The 14354-nt window shown below is 38.5% G+C and carries 13 protein-coding genes; 7 read left to right on the forward strand and 6 right to left on the reverse strand.

The genetic code is table 11. The annotated features are described in order from the left end of the window. Window positions 1-1362: a DUF5689 domain-containing protein gene (locus tag DKG77_RS04575; RefSeq protein ID WP_109660621.1), complete on the forward strand. Its 1362-nt coding sequence runs from the start codon at window positions 1-3 to the stop codon at window positions 1360-1362. A gap of 12 nt (window positions 1363-1374) precedes the next feature. Here DKG77_RS04575 and DKG77_RS04580 read toward each other — a convergent pair whose 3' ends face one another. Together DKG77_RS04580 and DKG77_RS04585 are read right to left on the reverse strand one after the other, a co-directional pair. Then, a complete protein-coding gene (locus DKG77_RS04580; RefSeq protein ID WP_109660623.1) occupies window positions 1375-1905 on the reverse strand; it encodes a lipid-binding SYLF domain-containing protein in 531 nt (176 codons plus the stop codon). A 95-nt stretch (window positions 1906-2000) separates the two neighbouring features. Continuing rightward, the gene (locus tag DKG77_RS04585; protein ID WP_109660625.1) at window positions 2001-2612 is read right to left on the reverse strand and encodes a DinB family protein; all 612 of its coding nucleotides are present in this window, start codon (window positions 2610-2612) and stop codon (window positions 2001-2003) included. Between the two features lie 331 nt (window positions 2613-2943). Here DKG77_RS04585 and katG point away from each other — a divergent pair, with 331 nt between their 5' ends. The 4 genes from katG (at window position 2944) to DKG77_RS04605 (ending at window position 7164) form a co-directional block, all read left to right on the forward strand. After that, complete coding sequence (katG, locus tag DKG77_RS04590; protein WP_109660627.1) at window positions 2944-5163, forward strand: catalase/peroxidase HPI; 2220 nt, start codon at window positions 2944-2946, stop codon at window positions 5161-5163. 103 nt (window positions 5164-5266) lie between these two features. Continuing rightward, window positions 5267-5749 (forward strand): ankyrin repeat domain-containing protein, encoded by a 483-nt coding sequence (locus DKG77_RS04595; protein ID WP_109660629.1) that lies wholly within the window; start codon window positions 5267-5269, stop codon window positions 5747-5749. 9 nt (window positions 5750-5758) lie between these two features. Continuing rightward, window positions 5759-6382: an NUDIX hydrolase gene (locus tag DKG77_RS04600; RefSeq protein WP_109660631.1), complete on the forward strand. Its 624-nt coding sequence runs from the start codon at window positions 5759-5761 to the stop codon at window positions 6380-6382. Window positions 6383-6387: 5 nt separating this feature from the next. Next, the gene (locus DKG77_RS04605; RefSeq protein WP_109660633.1) at window positions 6388-7164 is read left to right on the forward strand and encodes an amidohydrolase; all 777 of its coding nucleotides are present in this window, start codon (window positions 6388-6390) and stop codon (window positions 7162-7164) included. On the opposite strand, the gene DKG77_RS04610 is transcribed toward DKG77_RS04605, so the two are convergent. Further along, window positions 7148-8767, reverse strand: a complete 1620-nt coding sequence (locus tag DKG77_RS04610; RefSeq protein ID WP_109660635.1) for an Ig-like domain-containing domain — start codon at window positions 8765-8767, stop codon at window positions 7148-7150. The two genes, DKG77_RS04605 and DKG77_RS04610, sit on opposite strands and share 17 nt — an antisense overlap. Before the next feature lie 71 nt (window positions 8768-8838). After that, window positions 8839-9528, reverse strand: coding sequence for a ComF family protein (locus tag DKG77_RS04615; RefSeq protein ID WP_243414835.1), 690 nt, complete (start codon window positions 9526-9528; stop codon window positions 8839-8841). Window positions 9529-9575: 47 nt separating this feature from the next. On the opposite strand from DKG77_RS04615, the gene DKG77_RS04620 reads away from it, so the two are divergent. After that, on the forward strand, window positions 9576-10472 hold the full coding sequence (locus DKG77_RS04620) for a hypothetical protein (RefSeq protein ID WP_109660640.1): 897 nt from the start codon (window positions 9576-9578) through the stop codon (window positions 10470-10472). A 36-nt stretch (window positions 10473-10508) separates the two neighbouring features. Beyond that, window positions 10509-12050: a glycine--tRNA ligase gene (locus tag DKG77_RS04625; RefSeq protein WP_109660641.1), complete on the forward strand. Its 1542-nt coding sequence runs from the start codon at window positions 10509-10511 to the stop codon at window positions 12048-12050. 23 nt (window positions 12051-12073) lie between these two features. On the opposite strand, the gene DKG77_RS04630 is transcribed toward DKG77_RS04625, so the two are convergent. Both DKG77_RS04630 and DKG77_RS04635 read right to left on the reverse strand, forming a co-directional pair. Further along, window positions 12074-13741 (reverse strand): formate--tetrahydrofolate ligase, encoded by a 1668-nt coding sequence (locus DKG77_RS04630; protein WP_109660643.1) that lies wholly within the window; start codon window positions 13739-13741, stop codon window positions 12074-12076. An 82-nt stretch (window positions 13742-13823) separates the two neighbouring features. Continuing rightward, on the reverse strand, window positions 13824-14348 hold the full coding sequence (locus tag DKG77_RS04635; protein ID WP_109660645.1) for a DUF4442 domain-containing protein: 525 nt from the start codon (window positions 14346-14348) through the stop codon (window positions 13824-13826). Between the last annotated feature and the right edge of the window lie 6 nt (window positions 14349-14354).

The following is a 14354-nucleotide window of genomic DNA, read 5'->3' on the forward strand; positions in this document are numbered from 1 at the left end:
ATGGTTATAAAAATAATGTATAGAGTGGTTTTCTTGAGTTTCTTGTTTCTCTCCTGTGTAAAGGATGGGAATTTTAATGATATACCAAGAGCATGCATCAATGATCTGGAAGTCAATGCCACTTTCGTGGAGGTGCAAGCTTTGTTTGAAGAAGAGACGATTCAAATTAAGGAGGATTGGGTAATTGAAGGATATGTGATTTCATCGGACAGAGCGGGAAATTTTTTTGGAGTACTTCATTTGCAGGACCATCCCACAAATCCAACACATGGTTTTCAAGTAGAGATAGATTTAAGGGATTCTTATTTGTTTTTTGAACCGGGAAGCAAGGTTTTAATAAAACTAAAAGGACTGTACTTGGGCAGAAGTGGTGAAACGTACAAGTTGGGCGGAACATTCACGGCATTTGGAAATACCTCTGTAGGAAGGTTACCTGTTTTAAAAATTTCAGAGCATATCTTTTTGTCTTGTGATAGCAGCGATCAGTTGAAGCCGGTTTTAGGACAATTTGATGATTTGGAAAAATTAAGAACAAATACTTTGGTGAAATTTGAAGAAATGGAGGTGATTGAAGAAGAGTTGGGGAGTGTTTTTGCAGTTGCTACGGAGGAAACAACACGAACAATTCAAGATTGTAGTGAATTCACTATTGCTTTGGTGAACAGTGGCTTTTCAGATTTTCAAGAGCAAACCTTGCCAGATGGAAATGGAACTATTACTGGAGTCTTACTAAAAAATGGGGACGAGTTGAAATTGATTATTCGAGATTTGGAAGATATAGAATTCACCAATGACCGTTGCCCAGAGGTAATAACAGAATTCACGTCAACAGAGATTTTTATTTCGGAATTGGCAGATCCAGATAACAATACAGGTGCACGTTTTGTGGAGTTGTACAATTCAAGTACTGAGCCTTTGGATTTGAATGGATGGACGTTACGTCGCTATACTAATGATAAAACAGAAATTAGCTCCACAATAGATCTATCTGGCTTTATTGTTGATGCCGAAAGTACATTGGTAATATCACCCAATTCAACTGAATTTGAGACGGTGTATGGTTTTGCTCCAAATTTAGGAGTGTCTACCAACAGTCCTGCAGATTCCAACGGAGATGACAACCTAGAATTGGTAGATCCATTTGGAACTGTGATTGATGTTTTTGGAATTATTGGTGAAGATGGCTCTAACACCAATCATGAGTTTGAAGATGGTAGAGCCTTACGTAATGCAAATGTTACAGAAGGAAATCCCAACTATACTTTTGAAGAATGGAGTGTTTTTAATGATACCGGCGATGCCGGAACAACGAACCAACCACAAAATGCACCAGAAGATTTTTCGCCTGGGGTAAGGAATTGAGCTATATGAAATTTAAAAAGGCTTATAGCTAAATTTCTGTCCACCAACAGAAGCATCAGCCATTAAACCTGCCTTTGGCAAAGCAAAGACAGCAACTCCATCCTTATATTTTGCGTTAAAGGCAATCCCAGATTTTAAAGCTACAGCAGAAGTTTCTGCAGCAAAGGCAAACTTGCCTTCCTTAAAACGTTCAAGATCTACTTGAGTCTCAAAAAAGATAATCTCAATAATGGCCTGTCCACCTGCTTGCAATCCAATATTCAGTTTTTTTAGCCCAGCCATTCCTACACTTTGGCCACCTTCATACACAACGCCATTGCCAGAGGCCCCACCTATAATAAAGCCACCTTTGCCCACATTTGGGAAAAGTACATAGCCTGCAGAGTTCTCAAAAAAGCGTTCAAGCCCTGCATCCGCTTTCAAAAGTGTTTTTTTGGCTTTTTTGGCATCGGTCATTATTTTTCTATCCTTCTTGTTCTGGGCATTTGCACCTACCGTAATCAATAGTACAGCAATTACTGCAAGAGACTTAAGTACTTTCATTTTAAACTTTTAAAGTATATAGAATGTAAAATTAAAAAAATAGGCCGCTTCTAATGCAGAAGCGGCCTATTTTTGGGTTTATCTTAAGAACTATGCTATTTTCCTTTAGGAAAAAGTTTATGTGCCATTATCTCTTCCATTTGCTTGACATGACGCTCTGTATGGCCGGCCATAAAGATTACAACCTGTAATCCATCTACGGTTCCAAAAGGAAGGTCATTGCAATAACGATTTCTAAGGTCATCTTCTGTAGTTTTTATGTAATTGATATGCTCTTCTCTTTTATCCATAAACACCTTAACAGTAGCTTCATGCGAACCAAATTTGCCACTTGGTTCAAAGGACTCAGCTGTTTTCACTTTATTACTGCGATCTACAATTACTCCCATAAGCTGATCATCTTTAAATTTCAAAGAATCCTTCAACGCAGGATTTGGTCCAGCGGCAACTGTTTTTTGGATTAACCCACCAAAAGCGTTTTCAGAAATGGCAAGATGCTCTACGCACCCTGATATTGACCAAGCTTCTTCTTCTGGTGTAAAATTTAGTTGTTCTTCCGTAAGCCCTTTAAGAACTTTGGCCATATGATCACGTGTTTCCATCAAATGTTTAGTAGCCAATTTGCGATCATCATCAGTAAGCTTTAAAGTGTCTGTGCTAAAGCTAAAAAGCAATAGGGCAACCATTGGTAAAATCAGTTTTTTCATGTGTGATAGGATTTAAATTTAATTATGGGTTTATAGTGTTGTAATTTATAGACGGTTAAAGTTAAGCGAATTGGACATGTTTGAAAAGTATTTTACCAAAAGACAAACAGGTACAAAAGACCAAATATACAGCATATTTATACCATCGTAAGGGGCATATGCGCCAAATGGAAGCGTAGTTTGTGCTAAAACAGTATGTATAGAGCAATTTTAAGACATAGATAATACCTATATTTTAATAGTATTTTAATATGAATTGCTTATAATGCGAGCAGCTGTTTTCTTAATTTTATAAGGGCTAAAAAAATCATATTTAAACAACGATACTATCATGAGTAAAAATGAAACAAAATCATCAAATGGAGCAAGTGGGTGCCCATTTATGGGAGGAGCTTTAAACCAAAGTGCAGGAGGAGGCACAACAAACCGTGATTGGTGGCCAAACCAGTTGAAGTTGAACATTCTTCGTCAAAATTCTTCATTGTCCAACCCTATGGAAGAGGACTTTAACTATGCTGAAGAGTTTAAGAAGGTTGACTTAAAAGCGGTAAAACAAGATTTATACGATTTAATGACCACTTCACAAGATTGGTGGCCCGCAGATTATGGACATTATGGACCCTTCTTTATCCGTATGGCTTGGCATAGTGCAGGTACATATCGTATTCAGGATGGTCGTGGAGGTGCGGGCTCAGGTTCACAACGTTTTGCACCATTAAACAGCTGGCCAGATAATGGAAACTTGGACAAGGCACGTTTGCTACTATGGCCTATTAAACAGAAGTACGGAAAAAAACTTTCTTGGGCAGATCTAATGATTCTTGCTGGTAACTGTGCGTTAGAATCTATGGGCTTTAAGACCTTTGGTTTTGGCGGTGGTCGTGAAGATATATGGGAACCAGAACAAGATATATATTGGGGTTCTGAAACAGAATGGCTGGGAGATGATAAACGCTATTCTGGAGATAGAGAACTGGAAAATCCTCTAGGAGCTTCCCACATGGGTCTTATTTATGTAAATCCTGAAGGTCCCGGAGGACAACCTGACCCAATAGGTTCTGGGTATGATATTAGAGAAACCTTTGGCCGAATGGCAATGAATGATGAAGAAACAGTAGCCTTGACAGCTGGGGGTCATACCTTTGGAAAAGCCCATGGCGCTGCAGACCCAAATAAATATGTAGGAGCGGAACCTGCAGGTGCTCCTATTGAAGAAATGAGTATGGGTTGGAAGAATTCCTATGGTACGGGTGTTTTGGATGATACCATTACAAGTGGATTGGAAGGTGCATGGACACCAAATCCAATTAAATGGGACCACGACTATTTTGAGGTGTTATTGAACTATGACTGGGAATTGACAAAAAGCCCTGCGGGCGCCCACCAATGGACCCCAACAGCAGAATCAAAGGCAAGAATGGCACCTAGAGCAGGTGATGCTTCCAAGGAACAGCCACTTATGATGACTACTGCAGATATGGCAATGAAGATGGACCCTGCTTATCTGGAAATCTCTAAGCGTTTTCATAAGAACCCAAAAGAATTTGAAGATGCATTTGCACGCGCATGGTTTAAATTGACACACCGTGATATGGGCCCTATAGAACGTTACTTGGGGTCAGAAGTACCCTCGGAAGAATTAATTTGGCAAGACCCTGTTCCTGCAGTTACCCATGAATTGGTTAATGATGCCGATATCACCTCATTGAAGGCTAATATATTGGCTTCTGGACTTTCTGTGTCTGAATTGGTGTCCACTGCTTGGGCATCAGCTTCAACATTTCGTGGATCAGATAAGAGAGGTGGAGCCAATGGTGGACGAATTCGTCTTTCACCACAGAAGGATTGGGAAGTAAACAATCCAAAGCAATTGGCTAAAGTTTTAGATACTCTTGAAAGAATTCAAAAAGAGTTTAATGATACTTCAGGTAAAGAGGTCTCCATTGCAGACTTGATTGTTCTAGGTGGATCTGCAGGTATTGAACAAGCGGCTAAAAATGCGGGTGAAGACATAACTGTACCTTTTACTCCTGGTAGGGGAGACTCTTCACAAGAACAAACAGATGTTGATTCTTTTGAAGCATTGAGGCCATTAGCTGACGGATTTAGAAACTATATTACACCCAACCATGCCACATCTGCAGAAGAATTATTGGTAGATAGGGCACAATTACTAACGCTAACAGCACCAGAAATGACTGTTCTTGTTGGAGGGCTGAGAGTGCTGGATGTAAATCATAATCAATCTCAACATGGTGTTTTCACAAAACGCGCTGGATCATTAACAAATGACTTTTTTGTCAACGTACTTGATTTAAGTACAAAGTGGGAATCAACATCAGATGCGGAAAATGTATTTGCTGGTCGTAATCGTGCTACAGGAGAGGTGAAATGGGCCGGTACCCGTGCGGACCTTATATTTGGTTCTAACACCGAACTTAGAGCTATTGCCGAAGTTTATGCGTCGGATGATTCTAAGGAAAGATTCCTAAAGGATTTTGTTGCTGCGTGGACTAAGGTGATGAACTTAGATCGCTTTGATTTGGCTTAGCTTCAAATAGTATTGCAAGAAGAATAGAAAAAGAAAATTAATACATAAGACTGCCATAACCACTTACGGTTATGGCAGTTTTTTTTATACCTTTCCGTTACAAATGAATAATAAAGAAGACTTTTTCAATCAAATAAGAAATGGCAATGTTGCCGCGGTTGAAAAACTGTTGGAATCTAATATGGAATTGCTGGAATCTACAGATGAAAGAGGTTCTACTCCATTGATTCTGTGCACATATTATGAGCATGAAAAAATTGCTGAACTATTGCTGGAAAAAGGCGCAAAGATTGATTCAAAAGACAGCTCTGGTAATACAGCATTGATGGGCGTATGCTTTAAAGGGTTTACTAGTATAGCAAAATTATTGATAGGGGCAGGAGCCAATGTTAATCAAACCAATGCCATGGGTGCAACGTGTTTGATCTACGCCGCTACATTTAATAGAATTGAGATTGCCCAATTGCTCATAGAAAATGGCGTGGATACTTCAACAAAAGATGCTAGGGGAAATACCGCTTTAGATCATGCCAAAATGCAAGGCATAAAGCCACTAATAGAGCTGCTAGAAGCTAAAGGCTTATAAATATATTTAATGGATTCAAAAGAACAGCTCAACCTTGTTAAACGAATAAAGGCCATCTCCGAAACAGGTTTAGTATATGCCACAGACCTGTACGCTCGTGAACGGTATGAGGAACTAAAAGAAATTAGCCTAAAGCTTATGGCCTATATGGCAGATTCCCCTATGGATGTTATAAAGGACTTTTTTATGCCAGAAGAAGATTATCCCACCCCTAAAGTTGATGTTAGGGGTTTTGTTTTGAACGATAGGGATGAAATTTTAATGGCCAAAGAAAGCGTTGATAGTAAATGGACCATTCCTGGAGGTTGGGCAGATATTGGCAGCACGCCTTCCGAAATTGCAGTGAAGGAAATTGAGGAAGAGACAGGAGTAAAGACAGACGTGGTAAGGTTGTTGGCTGTTTACGACAAGCAGGTGCACCCGCATCCTCCAGAACCCTATTATATTTATAAGCTTATATTTCTATGCCGAATGAAAGGTGGAGAGTTAAAAGCTGGTTTTGATATGCTAGGAGCTGATTTTTTTCCCATTGAAGACCTTCCTGAGCTTTCAGAGGAAAGAATTTTAGAGAGCCAAGTGAAGCATTTGTTCCAATTGACCAAATCTTCCAAACCTGATGTATATTTTGATTAAAACAAATGGTACAACAACTCAACATAGCACTTGTACAATCCCACTTGCTTTGGGAAAACCCACAGGCGAATAGAGAGGTTTTTTCAAAAAAAATTAGCTCCATCCAAAAAAATGTAGATCTAATTGTTCTGCCAGAAATGTTCTCTACGGGGTTTACCATGAGTCCGGAAAACATTAAAGTATCAGAAGGAGAGAACACGGTAAAATGGATGCTACAACAGGCAAAAATGAATGATGTAGCTATAATTGGAAGCATAGCTTTCAAAGAAAATAACAGATACTTTAACAGGCTATTTTTTGTTTACCCAAATGGCGAATACAAAAGCTATGACAAAAAACATACGTTTACTTTGGCAGGTGAGGATAAGGTTTACAGAGCAGGTAACAACAAATTAATTGTTGATTACAATGGCTATAAAATCTGCCCTTTGATTTGTTACGACCTTCGGTTTCCAGTATGGGCCAGAAATGTAGAGGACTATGACATACTCGTTTATGTTGCCAATTGGCCAAAACCTCGCGTTACTGCTTGGGACACCTTGTTAAAGGCTAGAGCCATTGAAAATATGTGTTATTGCATAGGTGTAAACAGAATTGGATTAGACGGATTAGGTTATGAGTACTCTGGGCATTCCGCGGTTTATGATGTTTTAGGAAATCAAATGGTATACTCGGACAAAGAAGAAATTCTGTATGCGGTCTTGGATAAAGATCATATTGATTCAACTAGAAACAAATTAAAGTTCTTACAAGACCGTGATCAATTTAATCTGTCACAATAAAGGTTTGTTCCAACTCCCAGTTAGCCCTTACATCGATAACATCTGGATAATAACTCACCTTTTCAGGTTGTATTTTTTCTAGATAGTCTCCGGTATCCCAAATACCATTTCCATTATCGTCAAAAACAACACGAATCATATACTTTCCGGGATCTAAATTATTAAATTCAAAAGTTTTGGGGACGGTTGCTAGAAGTTCGCGCTGCGTTTCTCCTTGTTCGTTGGTCAATTGCACAATCAAGGGATAGCTTACATCACCGCTAACGCTTAACCGAAGGTTACCGTAGTCAGCATAACTGCCAGTTGAGAAATTATAATCCAAAGTGTCACTTACCATACCAAAAAAGTCTGTTACAGCTCCAGGTAAAAAAGCAAGACGATATCGCTGATTGGGCTCAATATCAAAATCAAAATCAAACTTGTTATTTATGGAGTCCAGGGTATATGTATAAGGCGCCAATAAAGAGTCGTTGACCACTAATCCAACAAGTGTGGTATCCAAACTAATTACTGGAGTGTTACCGAGAACACTAAAAGCATCTTCAAAATTAAATTTGCCTCTAACACTAGAATTAAGTGTTATAGAATCTAGGGGTAGTTTACGGGTTTTAACGGTAAAAGTGTCAATTCTTTCCAGCTTTTCATTGCTAACTTGGAAAATAATTGAATCCAAATCTGTTGGAGTAAGCCAATAATGGAGCGTATCCTTTTCCCTGTCCTTAAGTAATACTGTTTTAACAGAATCTGGCAAATTGGTCAAAGTCTCAATCTTAATATCCCTATAGTCTCCTTGGAACCCAAACAAGATATGGTTTTTGGCTACATAACTAGGAACGGATATGTTGTAGCCCGGTTTCTCAAGAAATAGATTCAACAGATAAATGGAATCTGTTGGTATAGTGATTGTATCTTGTAAAAAACCAATTTTATCTTGCCTTTGATCAAAGATGTTATTTTTATTTAGGTCTTTTATTCCAACCATGACATATTGACCTGCCTTTAGGTTTTTAAGCTCAAAAAATGGAAGGCTATCCAGTGTATTTGTAATATAGTTAGGTGGGCTTTTGTAAATGGTAGAATCTGTATAGGCAGTATCCAGCTCATACAACATTACACTAATAAATTGATCTGCCTTACGGTTAAACGCATCTTTTACCGCTCCAGAAACGGATAAGGAATCAATGTAAGCGCCTGTTGAAAAAACATAGGTTAAAAAACTATTGGGGTTTCCTTCGTTGTTATCAACAATGCTTTGACCAAAATTAAGGGTATATGTAGTGTTTTCTTTTAGGGTGTCTTTAAGAATAACCTCTATGTACTTGCTTGCGCCACCCAAAGGTCTAATCTCAGGAATGTTCTTCAATGGGGGTGATACAATAAGCTGATTCTGAACGTCTTCCAATTTTATGAATTCATCAAAATACAGACGTATTTTTTTGGCCTTAAAGTTGGTGGTAAAATTATCTGGCTCGGTACGCAAGAGCTCTGGTGGGGTCTTATCTTCTGGTCCTCCCGTTGGATTTCCCCTTTTAGCACACTGCCAAAGTGCCAAACCTATTAGGGCAAGAAAGATAAAGCTTAGTAGTTTTTTTAGGTATTGCATGTTAAAAACTAGTCTGGAACAAAGAAACAACTAATTTAAAAATTGAAAACAAGCATTAATAAAATTTAACCTCATGGAACTACAGCAATGCTGAGAACGGAAATATCAATATTTCCAATTTGATGAAGTTTTTTTGCACAAGCCTCAATAGTGGCCCCTGTTGTGATAACATCATCAACCAATAAAATATGTTTACACTTTAATTTACAAGAAGGGGTGAGTAGGAAAACCTCTTTTGTATTATCCCAACGTAATTGCCTGTCTTTTTTTGTTTGTGTTTTTGTATTAATGATTTTGGTGAGTACATCACCTCTATATTCTGCATTGATGGATGCTGCAATAGTTTTGGCAAATAAAGCAACTTGATTGTATCCTCGTTTTTTTATTTTTTTAGGATGTGAAGGAACCGGAACTACGATATCAATGTTTTGAAGTGCTTTCTCATTTTGCAATATTGCTCCATACCAATCTCCAAAAAATGCCCCTATTTGTTCCTGATTGTTATATTTTAAATGATGCAACAGGTTTTTTACGATGCCATTTTTGGCAAAAAACACGAAAGAAGCCGCTTTTTTTATAGGAATTCTCCCATAAAATATAAGGTCTACCTTGTTCTCATGTGTAAAATTGTAATCGGTAAGAGGTAATTCATGTCGACAAACGGCACACAAAATGCTTTCTCCTCTGGATAATTGTGCATTACAACCAAAACAGACCAATGGCAATAGGATGTTGTTAATATCGTTTAGTATCTTAGCCAACCTTTTTATATTCAAATCTTATACGTGTTATAGTAGTTTATTAACCCATGGATGCCCAGGATAACAATTTCAACTACAAGATTATTTTTGCAGCACTCGTTGCTGTAATTGTGGGTATTTTAATAGCCTTCTACTACAGTTATGCGCAGTCCAAAAATCAAATGTCTTTTTTAGAGCAGGAAAAATCTCTTTTAGTGAAGGATTTAACACTCATGAAGGCAGAGGTAGATCGATTGTCCGGACTCAATGAGGTCAATGATATTGAGTTGCAAACTTCAAGATTCAAGGTACAACAATTATTAGATTCCGTTGGACGTTTGAATTTCAGCATTACTAAATTAAAAGAGACTCGTAAAGAGCTTCGTATGCTAGAAATTAAGTTTGATAGTCTGAAACTAAAAAATAATTTCCTTAGGTACAACAATAGCCTTTTAGCCAGCAGGTTTGAAGAAACTCGAAAGCAGTTGGAAGATGCAAGGGGAAGGGCAAGCAATATGGAACAAGCAGAGTCTTTATTGAGAGAAACCAATAAAGAACTTAGCAGAGAGTTAAGAATTAAAAGTTACCTAAAATTGCGAGATGCAGAGGGTAGCGGCTTTAGATTAAGAGCAGGAAGACCATTAAAAACAAACAAAGCATCAACTATTGAAAAACTGAGAGGTTGTGTTACTATTTTGAGCGATGCAAATGAGGATGGAGATGTAAAAGTACTATACCTTCAATTTTTGGACCCCAATATGGCCGTTGTAGAAGACAATGCAAGTACGATTTCAGTTAGTGGGAATACCTACAGCAAAAAAGTAGAAGTCATTTATACAGGGAAAGAGATTAGCGTTTGTGATGCGATTACTGTTCCAGAAGCATCTCTTCAAGAAGGAATTTATACCCTTAATGTTTTTGAGGATGAAAGACTTCTTGCTTCTACAGAATTTCAGTTGAAATAAATCACTTCTTTTAGGGTAAAATTCTATTTTTGCCCAATGGCAAATCAGGAAGACATTTTTAAGAAAGTTATCTCTCATGCAAAGGAATATGGATATGTGTTCCAATCCAGTGAGATTTATGATGGACTCAGTGCAGTATATGACTATGCGCAAAATGGAGCTGAGCTAAAGAAGAATATTAGAGAATATTGGTGGCAAGCCATGGTTCAGCTCAATGACAACATTGTTGGGATCGATGCCGCCATTTTTATGCACCCTACCACATGGAAGGCATCTGGGCACGTAGACGCTTTCAATGATCCACTAATAGATAACAAAGATTCTAAAAAAAGATATCGCGCGGATGTTTTGGTTGAAGATTATGTAGCCAAGATAGAAGCTAAAATAGATAAGGAAGTTGCCAAAGCGGCCAAGCGCTTTGGAGACAGTTTTGACAAAAAGCAGTTTTTAGAAACCAACCAACGCGTTGTTGATTACAAAAATAAAGGAGATGGAATTCTAAAACGTTTGGGCAAATCTTTGGAAAATGAGGATTTGGCTGATGTAAAGGCTTTAATTGAGGAACTGGAAATTGCATGTCCGCTTTCAGGTTCTAAAAACTGGACAGATGTAAAGCAATTTAATTTAATGTTCGGTACTAAGTTGGGCGCTTCAGCAGATAGTGCAATGGACTTGTACTTGAGGCCCGAAACAGCTCAAGGCATTTTCGTAAACTTTCTGAATGTGCAGAAAACAGGCCGAATGAAGATTCCATTTGGAATAGCCCAAACAGGTAAGGCGTTCCGTAATGAGATTGTTGCACGGCAGTTCATTTTCCGCATGCGGGAGTTTGAACAGATGGAAATGCAATACTTCATTAAACCGGGCACGCAACAGGAATGGTATGAAAAATGGAAGGAAAAGCGAATGAACTGGCACCTGTCATTGGGTATGGGAGAAGATAATTATCGTTTTCATGACCATGAAAAGTTAGCGCATTATGCAGATGCTGCTGCTGATATTGAATTTAAATTTCCTTTTGGATTCAAAGAGTTGGAAGGGATTCATTCCCGAACAGACTTTGATCTAAGTCAGCATGAAAAATTTTCAGGAAAAAAACTTCAATATTTTGACCCCGAAGAAAACAAAAGTTATGTCCCCTATGTATTGGAAACTTCAATAGGGTTGGATCGAATGTTTTTGGCGGTATTTTCCAATTCATTGCAAGAAGAAGAACTGGAAAACGGAACAACAAGAACAGTGCTAAAACTCCCAGCAGTATTGGCGCCGACCAAAGCTGCGATTCTTCCTCTTTTAAAACGAGACGGACTACCAGAAGTTGCTCACAAACTTGTGGATGAACTCAAGTGGGATTTTAATGTGGTCTATGATGAAAAAGATGCGGTGGGGCGTCGTTACCGTCGTCAAGATGCTGCGGGAACTCCATTCTGTATTACTGTAGATCATCAAACTTTAGAGGATGATACCGTCACTATTCGCCATAGAGATACTATGGAGCAACAGCGTGTTGCGCTCTCTAAGGTAAAAGAAATCATCACAAAAGAGGTTGATATGCGTTATTGGTTACAGCGGATTTGATTCGGGTATTTTGATTACTGAGATTAAAACAATCCAGTAATTTCTCCATCATCGTTAACATCAATACCTTCTGATGAGGGTTGTGCCGGTAAGCCAGGCATTCGCATAATATCTCCTGTAATTGGAACCAAAAAACCGGCCCCTACGGCAATTTCAATTTCTCTTACCGTGATAATGAAATCTTTTGGTCGTCCTAATAATTTGGGGTTATCTGACAACGATTTCTGGGTCTTTGCAATACAGACAGGTAAATGATTTAGACCTAAATTGGAAATTTTCCTCAAATGTGCCTTCGCTTTAGAAGTATAATCCACATGTTCTGCGCCATAGATTTCGGTGGCAATTGTGGCAATTTTGTCCATAACACTGGAGTTCCAATCATACAAAGGTTTAAAGTCTGAAGCCTTGGATTCAACCACATCAATAACATGTTGTGCCAATTCTTCGGCACCTTCGCCACCTTTGGCCCAAACTTCGGCCAAAGCCACCCGAATACCTTTGGATGCTGCCAATTCTTTAATTACCTCTATTTCAGCGTCCGTGTCGGTGATAAACTTGTTAATGGCTATTACCGGCACAATATTAAATTTGGCAATATTCTCTAGATGTTTTTCCAGATTGGGAAGCCCCTTTTTAAGTGCTTCGACATTAGGTTCTGTCAACGATTTGATATCAGCTCCACCATGATATTTAAGAGCACGTATGGTGGCTGTAAGTACCACAACTTTAGGTTTTAACCCGGCACTTTGACATTTAATATCAAAGAATTTTTCAGCCCCAAGATCAAAACCAAAACCAGCTTCGGTAACCGTATATTCGGAATGGGACATCCCCATTCTTGTGGCGATCACAGAGTTGGTTCCCTGGGCAATATTGGCAAATGGACCGCCATGGATAATTGCTGGGTTCCCTTCTATGGTCTGCACCAAATTGGGCTTAATAGCATCTTTGAGCAATGCGGTCATTGCGCCTTCGGCCTTTAGGTCTTTGGCATAAATGGGAGTTTTATCAAATGTATAGCCAATGAAAATGTTACCTAAACGCTCTTTTAAATCCCTTAGGTTTTCAGCTAAACAAAGAATTGCCATAATTTCAGATGCGGCGGTAATATCAAAACCTGTTTCTCTGGGAACTCCTGAAGTTGTGCCTCCCAATCCCACAATAATATGCCGTAAAGAACGATCATTCATATCCATAACGCGCTTCCAGCCAATAGTTCTTGGGTCTAGGCGCAATGACCTTGTCTTACTCTGAATGTTATTGTCAATTACAGCGGACAAGAGGTTATGGGCCTTTTCAATGGCAGCAAAATCTCCTGTAAAGTGGAGATTAATATCTTCCATGGGGAGTACCTGTGAATATCCGCCTCCTGTGGCACCGCCTTTTATACCAAAGACAGGACCTAAAGAAGGTTCCCGTAAAACCACAGTGGTCTTTTTGTTTAATCTATTTAGACCTTCAGTCAGTCCAATGGACATGGTGGTTTTTCCTTCTCCTGCAGGAGTTGGAGAAATGGCGGAAACTAGAATAAGGTGACTTTTGTCCGCACTCTTTCTGTCGATTGCCTGTAAGGGTAACTTAGCTTTGTACTTTCCATACATTTCAATACCGTCAGGATCTACTCCAAATTTTTTTGCAATTGTTGAAATGGGTTGAAGTTTGATGCCTTTGGCAATTTGCAGATCGTTCATTGAAAGGTGTTTTGAATTAATTCCGTAGGCCTAAAAAGCGCTACGTTTTATAACATACAATATACTATAATCAAGCGATTATTTAATCTTGTTTTTTTCTCCTTTTCTTTTTAAAATAGGTTTTGTCCGCTATGTATATGGTTTTCTTTACCTGACAGTACACTATGGTTTGATCCTTATTGGTGAGCGAAGTAGTTTTAAGGATTTCCATTTCATTGTTACTGGCAATGCAAGTTTTGATTTCGTCCAATTCTTCAAGAGTGTAAGTGAAGCAGGCATAGAGATTTTCCTTTGCAGGACGTTTAAAGAATACTTCGGCGGATTTATCCCAAACCACAAAGTCTGTACCTAACAAATTGATTAATTGTACCATGGGAATTGGATCAACCGCAGAAAACATGCTGCCACCAAAAATGGAATTGACATAGTTTCTATTCTTATAAGTTATAGGGAGTTTTATAGTGATATTCAATAAATCTTCAGAAACATGGATTATTCTTCCTGTACTTCTGCGATACATTGGGGACAGGTTAAAACCATATTTAAAGAGTTTATGTTTCTTTATGAACTTGGTTCCTAATTCTGCTAAATTTTGATAGAGTGACATCTTGAT

Origin of the sequence: Flagellimonas aquimarina (assembly GCF_003149745.1) — a bacterium.
Lineage (GTDB): Bacteria > Bacteroidota > Bacteroidia > Flavobacteriales > Flavobacteriaceae > Flagellimonas > Flagellimonas aquimarina.

What these genes read in the sequence shown, in the direction of transcription:
- DKG77_RS04575 (WP_109660621.1), top strand. Translation starts at nt 1, where the DNA reads ATGGTTATAAAAATAATGTATAGAGTGGTTTTCTTGAGTTTCTTGTTT.
- DKG77_RS04580 (WP_109660623.1), bottom strand. Translation starts at nt 1,905, where the DNA reads ATGAAAGTACTTAAGTCTCTTGCAGTAATTGCTGTACTATTGATTACG.
- DKG77_RS04585 (WP_109660625.1), bottom strand. Translation starts at nt 2,612, where the DNA reads ATGAAAAAACTGATTTTACCAATGGTTGCCCTATTGCTTTTTAGCTTT.
- katG (WP_109660627.1), top strand. Translation starts at nt 2,944, where the DNA reads ATGAGTAAAAATGAAACAAAATCATCAAATGGAGCAAGTGGGTGCCCA.
- DKG77_RS04595 (WP_109660629.1), top strand. Translation starts at nt 5,267, where the DNA reads ATGAATAATAAAGAAGACTTTTTCAATCAAATAAGAAATGGCAATGTT.
- DKG77_RS04600 (WP_109660631.1), top strand. Translation starts at nt 5,759, where the DNA reads ATGGATTCAAAAGAACAGCTCAACCTTGTTAAACGAATAAAGGCCATC.
- DKG77_RS04605 (WP_109660633.1), top strand. Translation starts at nt 6,388, where the DNA reads ATGGTACAACAACTCAACATAGCACTTGTACAATCCCACTTGCTTTGG.
- DKG77_RS04610 (WP_109660635.1), bottom strand. Translation starts at nt 8,767, where the DNA reads ATGCAATACCTAAAAAAACTACTAAGCTTTATCTTTCTTGCCCTAATA.
- DKG77_RS04620 (WP_109660640.1), top strand. Translation starts at nt 9,576, where the DNA reads ATGGATGCCCAGGATAACAATTTCAACTACAAGATTATTTTTGCAGCA.
- DKG77_RS04625 (WP_109660641.1), top strand. Translation starts at nt 10,509, where the DNA reads ATGGCAAATCAGGAAGACATTTTTAAGAAAGTTATCTCTCATGCAAAG.
- DKG77_RS04630 (WP_109660643.1), bottom strand. Translation starts at nt 13,741, where the DNA reads ATGAACGATCTGCAAATTGCCAAAGGCATCAAACTTCAACCCATTTCA.
- DKG77_RS04635 (WP_109660645.1), bottom strand. Translation starts at nt 14,348, where the DNA reads ATGTCACTCTATCAAAATTTAGCAGAATTAGGAACCAAGTTCATAAAG.